Here is a 17,820-nt window from a genome sequence, read left to right as displayed (position 1 = left end):
TAAATGCTAAACAATAAAAAAAATTGTATTAAATTAGGCATAACACAAAACTGCATTGACGTTTTTGCGCATTTTTCACATTTGCCTTATGCAATTCTATTAGATTCTGCAAATAGTAATCATATAAACAGCCGTTTTGATATTATTGCCATTGAGCCGCAAAGTACCCTTGAAGTAAAAAATAATAAAAGCTTTTTAAATAATATAGAAAGTAGTGATAACTGCTTTGAAATTATGAATAATGAGCTTTCGCATCTTGATAAAACAAAAGCCGGTTACGATTTACCCTTTAACGGCGGCTGGCTTGGCTACTTTGGCTACGACCTAGGCCGTACAATTGAAAACATCCCCACTCGTGCTATCGAAGACATTAATCTTCCCCAAATGGCTATTGGCCTTTACTTAGATGCCCTTATTTACGACAAGCAGCAACAAAGCTGGTTTTATGTATCGCAGCCAAATACCGATCGATTAGCGCTTTATCAGCAATATTTAAATACACACGTTAACTCCCTAGTTAATACGCAGTCCTTTGCCCTAAACAGCGACTGGCAATCAAATATGAGCGAAACGGAGTACGCTGCAAAATTTTCCCAAATTGAGGAGTATTTAAAAAGTGGCGATTGTTATCAAATTAATTTAGCGCAGCGCTTTAACGCTCAGTTTGAAGGCTCCCCTTGGGCTGCTTATATTAAACTGCGTGAAGCAAATAAAGCACCGTTTTCAAGCTTTATAAATCACCCTCAAGGAGCTATTTTATCAATTTCTCCTGAGCGCTTTATATCTGTAAATAATAACGTTGTAGAAACCAAACCTATTAAAGGCACGCTACCGCGAAAAGCAGATGCACTAGAGGATCAACGCCAAGCGCAAATACTCGCAGCATCAGCTAAAGATCGCGCTGAAAATGTCATGATTGTTGATTTACTACGTAACGACTTAGGCAAAGTAGCAAAACCTGGCAGCGTTCACGTACCTTCCCTTTTTGCTATTGAAAGCTTTCCGGCAGTGCATCATTTAGTAAGCACGGTAACCTCAGAACTTGATGAAGGTAAAACAGCGGTCGATCAGCTAAAAGCGGCTTTTCCGGGTGGCTCAATAACCGGTGCACCCAAAATTAGAGCGATGGAAATAATTGAAGAATTAGAGCCGCATCGCCGCAGTATTTACTGTGGTTCAATTGGTTATTTAAGTGCCTGTGGCAATATGGATACGAGTATCACTATTCGCACCTTGGTGTGCCACAAAGCGCAAATTTACTGCTGGGCGGGTGGCGGAATAGTGGCTGATTCTAAAGTCGAATTGGAATATCAAGAAACTTACGATAAAGTAAATAAAATCCTCCCTTTATTAAAACAGTAGGTCGCTTTGAATAGTGAACACATTACGGCGCGGTTTCTGTTAAGCCCTACAGCTGCGCCAAATCAGTTAAAAGACACACGTAAAAAGCGCGCTAGCGCTGTTATGCTGCCAATTATTGATATAGATAACCATGCACATATTTTACTGTGTAAACGCCCTACTTATTTACACCATCACCCTGGGGAGATTTGTTTGCCCGGAGGCAAGTTTGAAGTAAGCGACATTACCCTTCGCACCACAGCACTTCGCGAACTAAAAGAAGAGCTAAATATTGCCCAAAGCAACGTTAATGTATTAGGTCACTTACCTGAGTATTCAACCTTAACGGGTTTTAGTATTAGCCCCTATGTGGGTTTACTCAAAAAAGACACCACCTGGGAAAATGACTATAATGAAGTACAAGCGAGCTTTTTGCTCTCTGTCACTGAGTTAAATAACGAAGCTAACTGGCAACCCTTACCTTTTCAACGTTCTGGGAAAACGGTTATTTTGCAAGGTTTTAAAACGCCGCATGGTTTACTTTGGGGTGCGACTGCAAGCATTATAAAAAACTTTACAAAACAACTCGCCTTACCAGTTTAAATCTTCGTTATTAGTAGTTACACAATCACAATTCCACGTTATCATGCTAGACCGTTCAAAGAGCAGCTTCGTGCTGATAAAACAAAGTAGAGACACACATTATGATCAGTGCATTTGATATGTTTAGCATTGGTATTGGCCCTTCGTCATCACACACCGTTGGCCCAATGCGCGCATCACGCTTATTTGTTAATGACCTACAAGAACAACAATTATTAGCAAATGTTACCGATATTAAAGTAGAGCTTTATGGCTCTTTGGGACAAACAGGTGTTGGCCATGGATCGGGTAAAGCCGTAATTCTTGGTTTAGCCGGTTATGACCCTGAAACTATAGATGCCGATTTAGTCGACGACATTTTAGCGACCATCGAAAAAGATCAGGTTATTTATCTAAACAAAACACACAAAGCTAAGTTTCCAAAACAAGGCGCTATTGTTTTTCATCGTCGTAAAACACTGCCTAAACATTCTAATGCAATGGAAATTATAGCCTCAAAAAACGGCGAAAAAGTTTACAGCAAAGTATATTACTCAATTGGCGGTGGCTTCATTGTTACCGACGAAGAGTTTGAAAACGAAAAACAGGCAGCCCTCGATATAAGAGAAGAAAACCCAGCCCCCTTTCCATTTGGTAGCGCAAAAGAGCTGCTAGAGATGTGTAAAGAGTCTGGGTTTAGTGTTTCAAGCTTGATGATGAAAAACGAAAAAACACTGCGCACAGAAGATGAAGTAAAAGACACATTGTTCCATATTTGGAAAGTAATGATGGCCTGTATTGACCGTGGTATGCGTACCGAAGGTATTTTACCTGGCGGCTTAAAAGTAAAACGCCGTGCGCCCAGCTTATACTTAAAACTAAATATAGAAGTCAGTAACGACCCACTTCGTGCAATGGACTGGGTTGATTTATTTGCCCTTGCCGTAAACGAAGAAAATGCGGCAGGTGGCCGTGTAGTTACCGCACCAACTAATGGTGCTGCGGGTATTTTACCGGCTGTGCTTATGTACTATCACACATTTGTAAAAGAAGTAGACCGCGATATAGCCACACGTTATTTATTAACGGCTGCTGCTATTGGTATTTTATATAAAAAGAATGCCTCTATATCGGGTGCTGAAGTAGGTTGCCAAGGTGAAGTTGGCGTTGCGTGCTCTATGGCTGCAGGCGCATTAACAGAAATTGTTGGTGGCAATGTTGTGCAAGTAGAAAACGCTGCAGAAATTGGTATGGAGCATAATTTAGGCCTAACGTGCGACCCTGTTGGTGGCTTGGTGCAAGTGCCGTGTATTGAACGTAATGCAATGGGCGCAATTAAAGCAATTAATGCCTCACGTTTAGCTATTCGTGGCAGTGGCGAGCAAAAGGTATCACTTGATAAAGTGATTAAAACCATGCTTGAAACCGGCAACGACATGAAAACTAAATATAAAGAAACCGCTCGCGGTGGATTAGCAGTTAACATTATCGAATGTTAACCAGCTCTTTATAAAAGTAAAAAGCCGTCTATTTAAAAATAGACGGCTTTTTTATTATTCGTTCAATGTAGTGACATTATTTAACGGGTAACTCTATATCTGCAAATAATTTATCTACGTCATCTTGGTTACGTAGTAAACTTGCTCTCTCTACGCGTTCTTTAGTTAAGTGCGGTGCAAAACGTTCGATAAAATCATACATGTAAGTACGTAAAAAGCTGCCCTTTCTAAAACCAATTTTAGTTGTACTTGCTTCAAATAAGTGGCTTGCATCAATACACACTAAATCAGTGTCACTCACTTGATCTATCGCCATTGACGCAACAACTCCTACTCCTAGCCCTAAACGTACATATGTTTTTATAACGTCAGCATCGGTTGCTGTAAATACAATGTGTGGTTCAAGCCCGTGTGCGCTAAATGCTTTATCTAACTCTGAGCGCCCCGTAAAACCAAATACATAGGTAATAAGTGGATACTGAGCAATGTCAGCCACAGTTAAACTGTTTGCTTTTTTAGCCAACGGATGATCTTTAGCAACAACAATACTGCGGTTCCAATGATAACAAGGCAACATCACTAAATCTGAATACAAATGCAGCGCTTCTGTTGCGATAGCAAAATCGGCATCACCACGTGCTGCAGCATCAGATATTTGTTGTGGTGTACCTTGGTGCATATGAAGCGATACCGCAGGGTATTTTTTCATAAAGCCTTGAATAACATTAGGCAAAGCATAGCGAGCTTGGGTATGTGTAGTTGCAATGTTTAACTTACCTTGATCAGGCAACGTATGTTCATTAGCAACAGCTTTAATACCTTCTACTTTAGAGAGTATTTCGCGAGAAATATTAATAATATCTTCGCCAGCACCCGTTACATGCGTTAAATGCTTACCGCTGCGACCAAAAATTTGCACACCTAACTCATCTTCTAACATGCGTACTTGTTTAGAAATTCCTGGCTGCGAGGTAAATAAACTCTCAGCCGTCGCTGAAACATTTAATTTATGATTTTGTACTTCTACGATGTATCTGAGTTGTTGTAATTTCATGGCTGCAAATTTTAACGTTATTATTCATATTATTTATAAAGGCAATACTAGTTAAAACCAAGTGTTATTTACATAAAATGACACATATAGGCTTTACGTATGCAATTATCTGATTAGAACTCAAGGCTAGCATAATAAATATGCTTGAGGTAGCGATGATTATTCAGCTTCAGTTTATAAGTCCTTAGGCTTACTACAGTTTGTAAAGGGCTTAACCTATAAATTTTTGGTATATATTTTAAGTTAATCAGCGTAAAGCTACCCTGTTAACGTATATTTAATGTAAGATTAAAAAATTAGGTTATACATCCGAGAATTACGCCATGATCGTTTCTATTATAATAGTGCTTATAGTTGCATTGATTGTGATTGCACTTTGGGTAAGTGCTGTACAGCAACACAAAGAAAAACAAGAGGCTGAACGCCGTAAAGAGCTTACAAAACAAAAAGCTATAATAGAAGAAACAGAAGAAGCGCTAATGAATAGTGCTAATATTCCCCTTTCTGAAAATTTAATTCGTACGTTACAACGCCGTATTTACGAAGCTTTAAATACAATGGTTACTAACTCGCAAACATCTAAAGCACTTAAAGGCCGCTTAAGTGAAGCGAAAACGCACTTATCTAATCCAGTTCAAGATAACAGCAGTGAAGCATTAACATTACCCAGCAATGACAAACAGCTTGTAGGCCTAATTCAAGGCATTAAAAAATTACGCTCAATTTTACGTTCTGAACACAGTAAAGGTCGTATTGACAGCCAAGTTTTTGTTTTAGAAGATAAGCGTCTCGAAAAACTACAACTGCGTATTAATATTGAAAGCCAAATAAAACGAGGCTTGTCTGCCCGCTCAGCAAGCATGGTTGGTTCTGCAAGACAGTATTTTGAAAAAGCACAGGCAACACTAAGTGCAGTTACCTACTCTGATGAATATGTAACAACAAAACGCCAAGAAGTTGAAGGTTACTTAGAAGCGATTAGTGTTGAACTAAGAGCCTCTAATGCAAGCGCACTTAAAAAGAAAACAGAAGAAGAGCAAGACGACTTAGACATACTGTTTGCTCCTAAAAAGAAATGGTAGCGTTAATATACTAAAAAATAAGCATTAAAAAAGCCTGCATAAATTAAAATTTATGCAGGCTTTTTTTGTATTTTTTGTTAGCTATTAAGACAAAAATGCAAACTTGAAAACAAACAAGGCTGTTAATATCCAAACACTAATACTGACTTGATCTTGCTTACCGCACAATACTTTAACCGCTGTATAAGATATAAAACCAAGTGCAATACCATGCGCAATCGAAAACGTTAGTGGTGTCATTAGTAATACCACAGTAACAGGAATTGCATCGGTCATATCATCCCAGTTTACAAACTTTAAGTTTTGCAGCATCAGCACAGCGACATATAAAATGGCGCCCGCCGTTGCATATGCCGGTACCATTTGTGCAAGCGGTGCAAAAAACATCATTAGTAAAAAGCAAATACCTACAACTACAGCCGTTAAGCCAGTACGTCCGCCAACAGATACACCAGCAACCGATTCTATGTACGATGTAGTCGTAGACGTGCCTAGCATCGCACCTGCAATTGTTGCTGAGCTGTCAGCACTTAGTGCGCGCCCTAAACGAGGCATGTTACCTTTTTCATCAGCTAAACCTGCTTTTTGAGTTACAGCAACTAACGTACCCGAAGTATCAAAAAGATCGACAAACAAGAAAGCAAAAATAACACTCATCATTGATATATCAAAAGCGGCTGCAAAATCTAGCTGCATAAAAGTAGGCATTATTGATGGTGGCATAGCCATAACGCCGTGATATTCAACAAGCCCAAAACTTAGAGCAATGCCAGTCACTAATAAAATACTAATAAGCACGCCACTTTTAAAGTCGCGGTATAAAAGTGCTGCAATTACAAAAAAGCTTAATATAGCCAATAACGGTCCTGGAGAAGTAATGTCGCCCAACTGCACTAATGTTGCCGGGCTTGAGACAATAATGCCTGCATTTTTAAGGGCAATTAATGCTAAAAAAGCACCTATTCCCGTTGCGATTGCTCGCTTGAGCACCAGAGGTATGGCATTAATAATCCACTCTCTGACTTTAAATAAGCTTAAAAACAAAAATATACAACCCGACATAAATACAGCCCCTAACGCGGCTTGCCAGGTATAGCCCATCCCTAATACGACACCATAAGTAAAAAAGGCATTTAGCCCCATACCCGGCGCTAATGCTAATGGATAATTAGCCCATAAACCCATTATGAAACAGCCTATCGCAGCTGCTATACATGTCGCTACAAATGCAGCCCCTTGATCCATCCCTGCCTCTGCGAGCATAGCCGGGTTTACAAATACAATGTATACCATAGTTATAAAGGTAGTTAGGCCAGCAACGCATTCGCGTTTAACTGTTGAATTATTTTCGCTCAGTTTAAATAAGGCTTCGAACATAATAAACTTGTGATAGTAAAAAGTGACGAGATTTTAACATAAAAATTATCTTTTACAGGACATTTTACCTTGCTATATACTAAACTGTTAAAGTAGTTAAAATAATAAATGAACCAATATGCTTAAAACAACACCTTGTGAGCAAGACTTAGAGCAACAGCTAGATAATATTTTAGGTTTTGTTACTCAACCCGAAAATACCTCTGTGCCCGTTGATAATAAAAAAGATGAGCAAAGTACGTTAAATAAAGCCCTATATTATTTAAAAAATAATCAAGCTCCATTGGCTGCAAAATGGATGCGCCTTGCTGCAATGGCGGGAAACCATAGAGCACAGTTTTATTTAGGTTTATTTTTTGTGAAAGGTGAAGGCGTACCACAAAGTGTATTTCATGCTGTAGCTTGGTTAAGCCTAGCAAGTAGCCAAGGGTACGCACCTGCCACTGCAGCAGTTACAGATATACGCAAACATATCGAAACTAAGCGATTTAAAGATGCTCAATGTTATGCGGCAAGTTTGTACGAACAAATCCACCAACTTCAGTTTTCTCATATGATCCCTCGCACGAGTGAAAACACATAGGCTAACTATGGAAAAAGTACTGTATACAGTGTTTGAAAGTACTGTATATGGTTGTAGTAATAGTCTTATACAGTACAAAAGCCAGTAATGAAGACACGACTCAAAAATTTATTTTTAGAATCCCTTTTCAAAAACAACTCCATAACAAACTGATTAATAAAGAATTATAAATTAAAAAAACAAAAAAAATGATCAAAAGCTGAATAACTGTACAAATAAATAGCATAAAATGCTTGCACGAAAGCACTGTATAAACTACTGTATATGAATACTGTATAAAAACCCAGTGAGTGAAATTATGTTACAGCCTATTACCGTAAGAACAGTTAAAAGTTACCAACAAGATGAGCAAAGCGATTGCGTGAATTTGATTCAAATTGAAGATGAGATTTCAGCGACCTTTGAGCTTTTAAAAGTATTACACCAATACAACAGCTCTAATGCATGGACGTTATTAATTGCTCCAGATCATGTACCGAGTAAAGCTTTACTTGACTCATGCTCTATTGATACAAGTAAATTACTTGTTATTAGACAAAAGCACTTAGTAAATCTAGAGTATGTATTAAACTCTGCATTACATAACGGAAACTTTGCAGCGGTAATTACTTGGACCGATATAGTTAATAACCAACTACTGACTAATTTATCGTTCGATTTAAGTAAAACGAATACAAAACTATACTGTTTTACTAAAAAGTCTCAAACAACAGAGATATCACTCGCCCAATAAGCTTGTTAAACTAATGTTTTAAACTTTGTATTATTATTATGACCTCACTCGATACCACATTATGTTTTTGCAGCAGTGGGCACAATTATGCCGATTGCTGCGAGCCGCTTCACTTATCTGTTAAACAAGCTGACACTCCTGAACAACTTATGCGCTCAAGATTCAGTGCTTATGTAATTAAAAATGCAAAATATGTTTATCAAACCTACGCAAAAGAAAAACAAGCTGAGAATCCGGTTAAAGAAATCAATGATTTTGCTAACAGCTGTCGATTTATAAATCTTGATGTAATTGGGTCAAGCCATGATGACAATACTGGCAATGTAGAATTTAAAGCCCAGTATTTTTATCAAAACTTATTTTGTGAGCTTCACGAAAAGTCGCAGTTTATTAAAGAATATTCCAAGTGGCGTTATTTAGATGGCACTATATACCCAGTTGAAGATATTAGAGTGGGCAGAAATGATGACTGCCCATGTGGTAGCAATAAAAAGTACAAAAAATGTCATAGCGTGTAATAAATAATCTTATTTAATATTTATTACCTACAAGGTGTTTTTAAGTGGCAGAGTGATTTATTAGCTAGCTAAACTTAAAAACACACTTGATTACGACCTTGCATTTTGGACTCATACATTTTTTCATCTGCGATCTGCAACGTGTTTTTGTTATTTACATATGGTTGTAGGGTTGCACCGCCAATACTAATCGTCACAAAGTCATATTCTGAATATCTGTGTAATATTCCTAAATCGACCACATTTTGTTTAATTTTATCAGCAACACAAATTGCACCTTCAATGCTTGTATGCGGTAGGACAACTACAAACTCTTCGCCGCCGTAACGCGCAACAAAATCGGTTGGTCTTTGCAAACTATTAGTAATAGTTTGTGCAACAAGGTTTAAAACCGTATCACCTTGCACATGACCATAAAGATCGTTGTATTGCTTAAAGTAATCTATATCGATGAGTAAGAGCGCATAGTCGACTTTTTCTCGCAAAGCGCTTCGTTCCATTTTAGAAAAATGCGCATCAAAATAACGACGATTGAATACCTTTGTTAAATCATCTAGAAATACTTTTTGATTGAGTAAGTCATGTTGCAGTTTCATCGTAATATGGGCGCGCACCCTTCTATATAAAGTTTCCGAGTTAGTTGGTTTCTTTATAAAATCTACAGCCCCGGCCTCCCAGCACTCTTCTTCTTGATTTTCAGATGAGGTAACAAAAATAACAGGAATATCTTGTGTTTCAGATATGTTTTTTAATTTAAGACATGTTTCAATACCACTCATTCCTTCCATATTAATATCGAGTAGTATTATATCTGGCGGATTATGCTTACAAATTTCAATCGCATCCTCACCACAGCTCGTTGTTGTTACACTAAAATGCTCTGATAATATTTTTTTCAATACTATGAGACTCAATAGCTGATCGTCAACGACAAGTACCTTAGAGTTCTTTAAGCTTAATTTTAATTGATGGTCAGAGTAATTTATCGGCATGGTACAACTGTTTTGTTTTTTTTATTAAACACACCCTATATCACTATATTTTGTTATGCAAATGTTAATAAAGTAAAGTTCTACTTATTAGTTACTAATAAAGTGATTTATGGTGAATCTTTAATACATAAAAACAAAAAATGAGCCACTTGGGCTCATTTTAAAACTTCGAACACTTAATTAAATTAAATGTTATTCGTCATCATCTAAATCTAACTGTTGACGTTGAGCAGGTCGAGCTAAAATCTCTACATAGAAAGAGGTCAAACCTTGCTTTTCAATTTCGCCAATTTGGTTACTTAATTCAGCAACGTGCACAACTTGCGCATCTTCAGCTGTGTTACCAAACTTACAGTCAAATGCCCAATAGTCAGCATCTTCAGGTAGCGTTTTATTACGCTCTCTTTTCAAATATTTTTTCACTTCGTGCTTTGCAGCATCAACCATACGAGGGTATTTGATTTTCTCGTGATTTAGCGTGAATGTTTTCTTCATTACGTTCCTAATTACCTTGGTTTAATGATAATGGCATTTCATGTCATACCATTTGATGCCATTATAGCAATTGCATTTAATTTTTGGATGCTTTTTTTTCATTAAATCAATTATTAGCAAATATATAAAGCAGACCCGTTATAAAGCATATATTAACTGATGATTATTACAATCATATATCACACAGCAATAAGGTGAAGTGGTTGATGTAATGAATCATTATTGAGGCTGTCGTAAAAAGCAGCCGCATCTATAGGGGGGTTAGCTAGTTGTGTTTGCTCGCTTTTAATTCTTCTTCTGACAGCAAGCTCACAGTTATCTATTATATTAAGTGGAATATGCTTATCATCATTTCTAATCGCAAGTGGTTCAGGGCTTAAGCATTGTCTTAGCTTAATACTTGTCATACCACAGCGCTCTCCTTCTTGGGATATTAATGAAGCATTAAATTGTCCAACCAACATATTATATTCATCAGGGGCTAAAAGTTGCTTTGGACCTGCGCCAAATTGCTTTCTTAACGCCTCTTCTTCTATAACTAAATTATCTATTTCAGTTTTTGGTAAATGAAATTGACTAAAGTCGAGTGCGTCATGTGACAGCATCGCTAATAATAGTGCAAATTCGCCACGGCGATTTTCATGCACACTATTATTGAGTCTACTGTTTAACTGACTCTCTGTGATTAACAAATCATCTATTTGCATAGTCTTTAGCCGATTGTGGTAACTGATAGATATTTATCGGCTTTATTTCAATTTTCTTTAGCTTTTTTCTTTACTTAAATACGCAATTTGCTATTATCAGCGCCGTTGCATTGGAGGGGTTCCCGAGCGGCCAAAGGGATCAGACTGTAAATCTGACGGCTCAGCCTTCGCTGGTTCGAATCCAGCTCCCTCCACCACTTTTCTTACCGCTAAGTTAAGTGGGGCCAAATGCAATAAAATTAGTGTGGAGGGGTTCCCGAGCGGCCAAAGGGATCAGACTGTAAATCTGACGGCTCAGCCTTCGCTGGTTCGAATCCAGCTCCCTCCACCACTTTTCTACTATTCCTATATTCCTATATTCCTATATTCCTATATTCCTATATTCCTATATTCCTATATTCCTATATTCCTATATTCCTATATTCCTATATTCCTATATTCAGTAACATCAAAACACCCATTGTAAACTCATACCATTTTGTTTTAACCAATTAGAGGATGTTTTGTAATCGGGAAAAAACGTCTCTACCCGTTGCCAAAAAGCTTTGCTGTGGTTTAAATACTTTAAGTGAGCAAGTTCATGAACAATCACATAATCTATAGCGTGGTAAGGGGCTCCTATAAGATGTAAATTAAAAGTGAGTTCTCGCTTACTATTACAACTCCCCCACTTGCGTTTATAAACACCTATTTTTAAATCATTTGGCAACTCTTCACCCATTAGAGTGCAGAAATACGCTAAACGCATTTCTATGTATGCAATAAGCTGCTCTTTTAAATAAGTTTCTAATAGCTGCTGGTACTTTTGAAAGTCATTTTTAACTCGAGGAGATATTGTAATTAGTAAGTGTTCATCATACGAAGTTACTTTAGAATATTGACCTGGCTCTAATCTCAAATAAATCATCTCTGAAAAAACACTGATTTTTTTAGATTTGAAGGGATACTGCTTAGTGTCATCAATTGACGATTGTTTTTTTAATTGCTCTGCAACCCACTCTTGTTTGTCAAATAACCAAGTATCAATGTGTTTTTTTGCAACAAAATGTGGTGCATACACAGTTACCTTGTGGCTATGCACCTTTATTGCGACTGTTTTACGTCTAGTACTCTTTTTCAGTTGGTATTCAAACACTATCTAAACTCTAAATATTGTATTCGTTTATATAATCCATATTACCATCAATTTTAAACCTATAGGTATACAGCCACACTTAGCCACTAATCCACTTTATTATAATGGACTATAAATTCAGACGTCTTTTTTTTTAAGTTAAAAAAATAAAAAACACCTCATTTACTTTACTAACAAAATAACAAACAAACCGGCTAAATAGTCGTTACTTAATAGCGCTATCAGAAATAACGGTTTATTTATTAGTAAATTAGATTAAACTTGTAAAATAAAGATTATATTTTGAGCCGTTATGCTATCAGCTTTCTTCATTACAGACCAAGACCCAAGCCTAATACTTAACGGGGTTTACGATCCCCTTCTAGTGTCAATGTCTGTATTAATAGCCATTTTTGCTGCTTTTTTTACTACAAAGCTCATTGATTTAGCAAAAGAAACTAAATTCCCTCGTTATCAGCGTTTGGCAAATATAACTGCAGCAACTGTATTTTCTTCTGGTATCTGGAGTATGCACTTTATAGGTATGCTAGCTTTTTCGCTATGTACTAATATTAGCTACGATCCAACAATCACACTACTTTCTTTTATTCCTGCATTACTTGCTTGTCAGTACGCTGTATCAATGCTTGTAAATAGTAATGGAAACTTTAGAGTACTTAGCATTTGTTCCATTTTATTAGGGGCTGGTATTGGTACAATGCATTACAGCGGTATGGCTGCAATGGAGCTTGCTCCCATGTTACGTTATGACCCACTAACATTTGGCCTATCAATTTTAGTTGCCGTCGCTCTTTCGTTTATAGCATTATATAGTCGCTTTAATCTTGATAAGTTCTTTCCAAAGCTATCACACCTACAAAACCGAGCCATCAGCGCTATAATATTAGGCCTTGCTGTGGCTGCTATGCATTACATGGGAATGGCATCTACACGCTTTGTCGCAACATCTCCTCTTTTATATGACGACGTAAATGCTTCTGCTGGGCTCACCTTTATAGCTATTGCAGTCGCTACTGCCACGGTTGCTATTACAAGTGTAGTAGCGGTGCTAAACGGTATGGTCAGATATAAAATGTTGCTAGAAGAAAAGTCTGCCGACGAGTCACGACTAAATGCAATTCTAGGCACAGCAATCGATGGTATTGTAACAATAGATCATACTGGTATTATTTTGAGCTTTAATGAGTCAGCTAGCAAAATTTTTGGTTGGCATGAAAATGAAGTACAAAATCATAATATTAAAATGCTAATGGATGATGCTATCGCGACACATCACGACAGCTATCTTTTACATGCTAAAAATGTTGATTTAGGTAAAGTAATTGGTGTTAACCGTGAAATTTTTGCTAAACACAAAAACGGCCACTTATTTCCTATACGATTAGGCGTCGGTGAAGTTAATCAACCAGGGCAAGACCCTCTTTACGTAGGCTTTATTACAGACTTAACAGAGCAACGCGCTTTACAAAAAAGCCTTGAAGAAAAAGAACAAAAGTACCGTTCCTTGATGGACAACATGCCAGGCGTTGCTTTTAGATGCCAATTTGATGATAACTGGACCATGCTTTTTATTAGTCCAAGCATCAACGAATTAACTGGCTATAACCCGAATGAATTTACTGAACACTGCATTGAATTTAACGATTTGATTTTAAAGTCTGATCAGCAGCCTATTGTAGATGCAGTAACAAAAGCAGTAGAAGAAAAACGTCAGTATTCAATCGAATACAGGATTCGCCACAGAAACGGTAATATCTTATGGCTTTTAGATAAAGGCAGCATCGACTTTGATACCCAAGGTCAAGCAAAGTGGATTGATGGTGTTTTAGTTGATATTACTGAACGCAAAGAATATGAAGAAAAACTAGAGCAAGCTAAGTTTAAAGCGGAAGAAGCGGCTTATGCAAAGCAATCTTTTATGGCCAACATGAGCCATGAAATCCGCACACCAATGAATTCTATTATTGGGTTTAGCGACCTATTAATGGACACTCCTCTTGATCGGGAGCAGCAAAAGCATTTAGTGACCGTAAATAATGCAGCTCGCTCGTTGCTTAGGCTGTTAAATGAAATACTCGATTCCGCTAAACTAGAACGCGGTAAGCTTACTATTGAGCCAGTACACTTTAATTTAAAACCAGTAATAGACAGTATTATTTCTACTTTCTGGTTAGAAGCTAAAAAGAAAGATTTAGACCTTAAGCTCCACATTAAAGAATCAGTAAGTACGACGTACTACGGCGATCCAGATCGACTTAGACAAGTACTCACCAACCTGATTGGTAACGCTATTAAGTTCACCGAAAAAGGCTCTGTTACCGTAACTGTTGGCATGACACAAAATCAGCATCTGTTTTTTGAAGTACAAGATACAGGTATTGGTATTGCAAAAGATCGTATTCAAGCAGTGTTTCAACCTTTTGAGCAAGCCGATGGTACTACTACACGCCGCTTTGGTGGCACAGGTCTTGGTACAACCATAAGCAAACAACTGGTAGAACTTATGGGTGGAACAATAAACTTGGTAAGCGAATTAGGTAGAGGCACCTGCTTTTACTTTTCATTGCCGCTTGCTATAGGTGACGAAACTAAAATAGATCATTTTGATGGTCTACACACCCAGTTACCAGCTCTTAGAATATTGGTAGTTGACGATATTGAACAAAATACAGAACTACTTTCTTTGCTCCTTTCGCGCGACCAGCATGCCGTTACCAAGGCATCAAACGGGCTCGAGGCGATAAAAGTATTTGAAGAACAAGACTTTGATGTCATTTTAATGGATATACATATGCCATTGTGTGATGGCATACAAGCAACGCAAAAAATAAGAGCAATAGAAAACCAAAGACAAATTAAGTACACACCAATTATTGCGCTCACTGCCAGTGTACTACAGCAAGATAAACTAACCGCTAAAAAAGCAGGCATGAATGGCTTTGCTAATAAGCCTATTGATATAAACCAACTAAACCAAGAAATAGCACAAGTCCTTGGCCTTGGTATCGCAAAAGAAATGGTTATATCGCAAAGCGATCCTAAAGCACAGCATATAGATTTTGAAAAAGGGTTAGCACTGTGGGGCTCTAAGTGTAAGCAACTTACCGAAATCACTAAATTTATTAGTGATAGCAATAAGCGGTTCGAAATATTATTCAGTGATAAATTATCAAATATAAAAGATGCTGATAGTCTCATCCATACTCTTAAAGGTGTTGCTGGTAATTTGGGCCTAATAACGTTAATGAAGTTATTAGCCGATTTAGAGCAAAAGCAAAGTGATACTAAAGTTATTAGTATTTTAGACGATATAAAAAGCGAGCTAACTGTTATATCGCAACTACTCTCATCAAATACTTGCGACAAGCCAAGCAGTAAGTCTGAAGGTAATAGTTTAGACACACTATTAATAGATGAAGTTAAGTCATTGTGTGAAATACTTTATAAAGATGCACAAAACGCAGAGCTAAATGATGAACTACTAGCAAAACTACAACGCGGTGCCCCTTCATCTTTTCAAAATGAAGTTAATGATATAGCCGAAGCCTTTGATGAATTTGATTTTGATAAAGCGCACGAGATACTAGAAAGCTTGCTTGAAAAACTAACAAATAATGAGTATTAATTAATGGATTTTACGACAGATAGGCCACGGGTATTAATTGTTGACGATGAGCCTGCAAATCTAAAAGTAATGCGCGAAGTGTTAGGTAATCAGTATCGTATGTCGTTTGCTAAATCGGGTGATGCCGCACTGGCACTACTTGAAAAAGAACTACCAAAACTAATTCTGCTAGACATAATGATGCCAGATATGAATGGTTTTGAAGTATGTCAACGAATAAAAAACAATCCAAAAACATCACATATCCCTATTGTTTTTGTAACCGCGCTAGGCGATGAAAGCGATGAGTTTAAAGGCTTTGAGCTTGGTGCTGTAGATTATATCACCAAACCAATAAGCCCTGCTATTGTAAGAGCTAGAGTTAAAACTCACTTATCGCTAGTGCAAGCTGAACAACTAAAACAAGCACATGTTGATTTAGTACAACGCCTAGGCCGTGCTGCTGAATATAAAGATACCGACACTGGCGAACATATAGTGCGTATGAGTCAATACAGTAAAGTTTTAGCATTAGCGCTAGGTATGGATGAGCATAGTGCAGAGCTTTTACGCCAAGCCGCCCCAATGCACGATGTTGGAAAAATAGGTATCCCTGATGCTATCTTACTCAAGCCAGGAAAGTTAACTTCTGAAGAGTTTGAACATATGAAGAAACACGCCATAATTGGTGCACAAATATTAGCAAATTCTTCATCGCCATTATTACAACTTGCGCATACACTTGCAATTCAACACCACGAAAAATGGGATGGCTCAGGCTATCCTAACGGGATCAAAGGCGAAGAAATATCAATTGAAGGTAGAATTGTTGCCGTTGCTGATGTTTTTGATGCTCTGACTTCAAAACGCCCTTATAAAGAAGCGTGGAGTGTAGAGAAAACAGTTTTGCATATGCAAGAACAAGCAGGTGCTCATTTTGATCCCGCTCTAATCGAACTATTTGTAAAAATTTTAGACGATATTCTTGCTATAAAAAATGCAAATCAAGAAAGCTAATTCTTTTTAGCGCTGTGAGAGCCAAGCTCAACATTTGGGTAATAAGACTTTATATAACGATAGTCATGTGACGTAATTTCATGGCTATTACCACTCTCATCTTTAAAGTACATAGAAAACGTTACACCATGATCTGCTAAAACTGCTTTTACATTTAAACCCTCAAGATGATTGAGCCATTGAATAAATTGATCCCCTGAGGCCAAAAAAGCAATCCCTTTACTACGCCCCTCACCTTCAAAAAGTGCTAAACGAGTTGTTGAACTAGTATCTTCAAGTGTTAAAGGGCCGCGTCCGTCCTCATCCCAAAAGGCAAGCTCGGGTACTACACTAAAACCTAAAACACGCTCATACCACTTAACGGCACCAACCAAGTTATCAACATTTAAATGGCAATGATCAATCCCAGATAACTTAGGTATGCTTGTATTATTCACGTCACTCGCCTATTTCTGACTTTAATTGCTCTAAAAATTCATGCATGTACGTTGTACGCCTATTCGCTTCTGCTTTAGCTGATGGCGTATTCATGCTGTCGGCAATATGTAATAGCTTTATGAAGAAGTGATCAAGCGTGTATTTTTTATCATCAGCCTCACGTTCAACACAAAAAGGGTCTTCTGGATTGTACAATAGCCGAGAAATTGATCCGCCTACTTTCATGCAGCGACTCACCCCAATAGCGCCCAATGCATCCATTCTGTCAGCATCTTGTACTATTTGCGCCTCAACTGTTTTAATTTTTATATTTGCGCTGAAGCTATGCGCCGCAATAGCATGATGAATCTCATCAAAAAGTGACTCGTCATAATTAATAGATTTTAAAAATTCCAATGCCTTATCGGCTGCCATAGTAGAGGCTTTTGCACGATCAGGGTGATTTTTAGCAACTGCCACGCAATCGTGCATCCACGCTGCAGGTAATACCACCGACATGTTTGCCTGCTCTGCATTACATAGCTGTATTGCAACACGTACCACGCGTTCTATGTGGGTAATATCGTGAGCTACATCGGCATGCACTAAAGAAGTTATAAATTCTCTACATTGTGAATTAAGTATTTTTAAATCGGGGCTTAAAACGGCGTCAGGCACTATTAG

17 protein-coding genes and 2 tRNA genes are annotated in these 17,820 nt (G+C 37.7%); 11 read left to right on the top strand and 8 right to left on the bottom strand.

The genetic code is table 11. The features are described 5' to 3' along the window. Positions 1-3: 3 nt before the first annotated feature. The 3 genes from pabB (at position 4) to BW142_RS05035 (ending at position 3,422) form a co-directional block, all read left to right on the top strand. A complete protein-coding gene (pabB, locus tag BW142_RS05045; protein WP_076924094.1) occupies positions 4-1,362 on the top strand; it encodes an aminodeoxychorismate synthase component I in 1,359 nt (452 codons plus the stop codon). A gap of 6 nt (positions 1,363-1,368) precedes the next feature. Then, positions 1,369-1,944, top strand: coding sequence for a CoA pyrophosphatase (locus BW142_RS05040; RefSeq protein ID WP_076924093.1), 576 nt, complete (start codon positions 1,369-1,371; stop codon positions 1,942-1,944). 101 nt (positions 1,945-2,045) lie between these two features. Beyond that, entirely contained in the window at positions 2,046-3,422 is a 1,377-nt protein-coding gene (locus BW142_RS05035) for an L-serine ammonia-lyase (protein WP_076924092.1), read from the top strand. Positions 3,423-3,498: 76 nt separating this feature from the next. Here BW142_RS05035 and cysB read toward each other — a convergent pair whose 3' ends face one another. After that, on the bottom strand, positions 3,499-4,476 hold the full coding sequence (gene cysB / locus BW142_RS05030; RefSeq protein ID WP_002961670.1) for an HTH-type transcriptional regulator CysB: 978 nt from the start codon (positions 4,474-4,476) through the stop codon (positions 3,499-3,501). Positions 4,477-4,799: 323 nt separating this feature from the next. Between cysB and BW142_RS05025 the strand changes: the two genes are divergently transcribed. Next, positions 4,800-5,558, top strand: coding sequence for a hypothetical protein (locus BW142_RS05025; protein WP_076924091.1), 759 nt, complete (start codon positions 4,800-4,802; stop codon positions 5,556-5,558). Positions 5,559-5,642: 84 nt separating this feature from the next. Here the strand turns inward: BW142_RS05025 and BW142_RS05020 are convergent, their stop codons facing one another. Then, positions 5,643-6,935: an NCS2 family permease gene (locus BW142_RS05020; protein WP_007583709.1), complete on the bottom strand. Its 1,293-nt coding sequence runs from the start codon at positions 6,933-6,935 to the stop codon at positions 5,643-5,645. Positions 6,936-7,053: 118 nt separating this feature from the next. On the opposite strand from BW142_RS05020, the gene BW142_RS05015 reads away from it, so the two are divergent. From BW142_RS05015 to BW142_RS05005, 3 genes are all read left to right on the top strand, one after another. Beyond that, the gene (locus BW142_RS05015; RefSeq protein WP_007583707.1) at positions 7,054-7,518 is read left to right on the top strand and encodes an SEL1-like repeat protein; all 465 of its coding nucleotides are present in this window, start codon (positions 7,054-7,056) and stop codon (positions 7,516-7,518) included. A 298-nt stretch (positions 7,519-7,816) separates the two neighbouring features. Beyond that, positions 7,817-8,251, top strand: coding sequence for a SulA-like leucine-rich domain-containing protein (locus BW142_RS05010; protein ID WP_007583705.1), 435 nt, complete (start codon positions 7,817-7,819; stop codon positions 8,249-8,251). A 38-nt stretch (positions 8,252-8,289) separates the two neighbouring features. After that, a complete protein-coding gene (locus tag BW142_RS05005; RefSeq protein ID WP_076924090.1) occupies positions 8,290-8,769 on the top strand; it encodes a YchJ family protein in 480 nt (159 codons plus the stop codon). Positions 8,770-8,843: 74 nt separating this feature from the next. Here BW142_RS05005 and BW142_RS05000 read toward each other — a convergent pair whose 3' ends face one another. The 3 genes from BW142_RS05000 to BW142_RS04990 all read right to left on the bottom strand — a co-directional run bounded on the left by BW142_RS05000 (position 8,844) and on the right by BW142_RS04990 (position 10,963). After that, positions 8,844-9,761, bottom strand: a complete 918-nt coding sequence (locus BW142_RS05000) for a diguanylate cyclase (protein ID WP_076924089.1) — start codon at positions 9,759-9,761, stop codon at positions 8,844-8,846. Positions 9,762-9,953: 192 nt separating this feature from the next. Further along, the gene (locus BW142_RS04995) at positions 9,954-10,256 is read right to left on the bottom strand and encodes a DUF6172 family protein (protein WP_002961433.1); all 303 of its coding nucleotides are present in this window, start codon (positions 10,254-10,256) and stop codon (positions 9,954-9,956) included. 179 nt (positions 10,257-10,435) lie between these two features. Then, complete coding sequence (locus BW142_RS04990) at positions 10,436-10,963, bottom strand: VC2046/SO_2500 family protein (protein ID WP_076924088.1); 528 nt, start codon at positions 10,961-10,963, stop codon at positions 10,436-10,438. A gap of 112 nt (positions 10,964-11,075) precedes the next feature. Here BW142_RS04990 and BW142_RS04985 point away from each other — a divergent pair. Then, positions 11,076-11,160 (top strand) — tRNA-Tyr (locus tag BW142_RS04985). A gap of 49 nt (positions 11,161-11,209) precedes the next feature. Beyond that, positions 11,210-11,294: transfer RNA gene (locus tag BW142_RS04980), tRNA-Tyr, on the top strand. A 117-nt stretch (positions 11,295-11,411) separates the two neighbouring features. Here the strand turns inward: BW142_RS04980 and BW142_RS04975 are convergent. Beyond that, entirely contained in the window at positions 11,412-12,083 is a 672-nt protein-coding gene (locus BW142_RS04975) for a SprT family zinc-dependent metalloprotease (protein ID WP_171972312.1), read from the bottom strand. A gap of 307 nt (positions 12,084-12,390) precedes the next feature. On the opposite strand from BW142_RS04975, the gene BW142_RS04970 reads away from it, so the two are divergent. Continuing rightward, on the top strand, positions 12,391-15,723 hold the full coding sequence (locus BW142_RS04970) for an MHYT domain-containing protein (RefSeq protein WP_076924086.1): 3,333 nt from the start codon (positions 12,391-12,393) through the stop codon (positions 15,721-15,723). A 3-nt stretch (positions 15,724-15,726) separates the two neighbouring features. Continuing rightward, a complete protein-coding gene (locus BW142_RS04965) occupies positions 15,727-16,719 on the top strand; it encodes a two-component system response regulator (protein ID WP_076924085.1) in 993 nt (330 codons plus the stop codon). On the opposite strand, the gene BW142_RS04960 is transcribed toward BW142_RS04965, so the two are convergent. Both BW142_RS04960 and BW142_RS04955 read right to left on the bottom strand, forming a co-directional pair. Further along, positions 16,716-17,156, bottom strand: coding sequence for a VOC family protein (locus BW142_RS04960; protein ID WP_024598312.1), 441 nt, complete (start codon positions 17,154-17,156; stop codon positions 16,716-16,718). The two genes, BW142_RS04965 and BW142_RS04960, sit on opposite strands and share 4 nt — an antisense overlap. 1 nt (position 17,157) lies before the next feature. Next, positions 17,158-17,814, bottom strand: a complete 657-nt coding sequence (locus BW142_RS04955; protein ID WP_076924084.1) for an HD domain-containing protein — start codon at positions 17,812-17,814, stop codon at positions 17,158-17,160. Positions 17,815-17,820: the final 6 nt, after the last annotated feature.

This window comes from Pseudoalteromonas sp. EB27 (genome assembly GCF_001974875.1).
In the GTDB taxonomy this organism is placed as follows: domain Bacteria; phylum Pseudomonadota; class Gammaproteobacteria; order Enterobacterales; family Alteromonadaceae; genus Pseudoalteromonas.
Note: the sequence above shows the minus strand (reverse complement) of the source record. Positions and strands in the feature narration are given on the sequence as shown.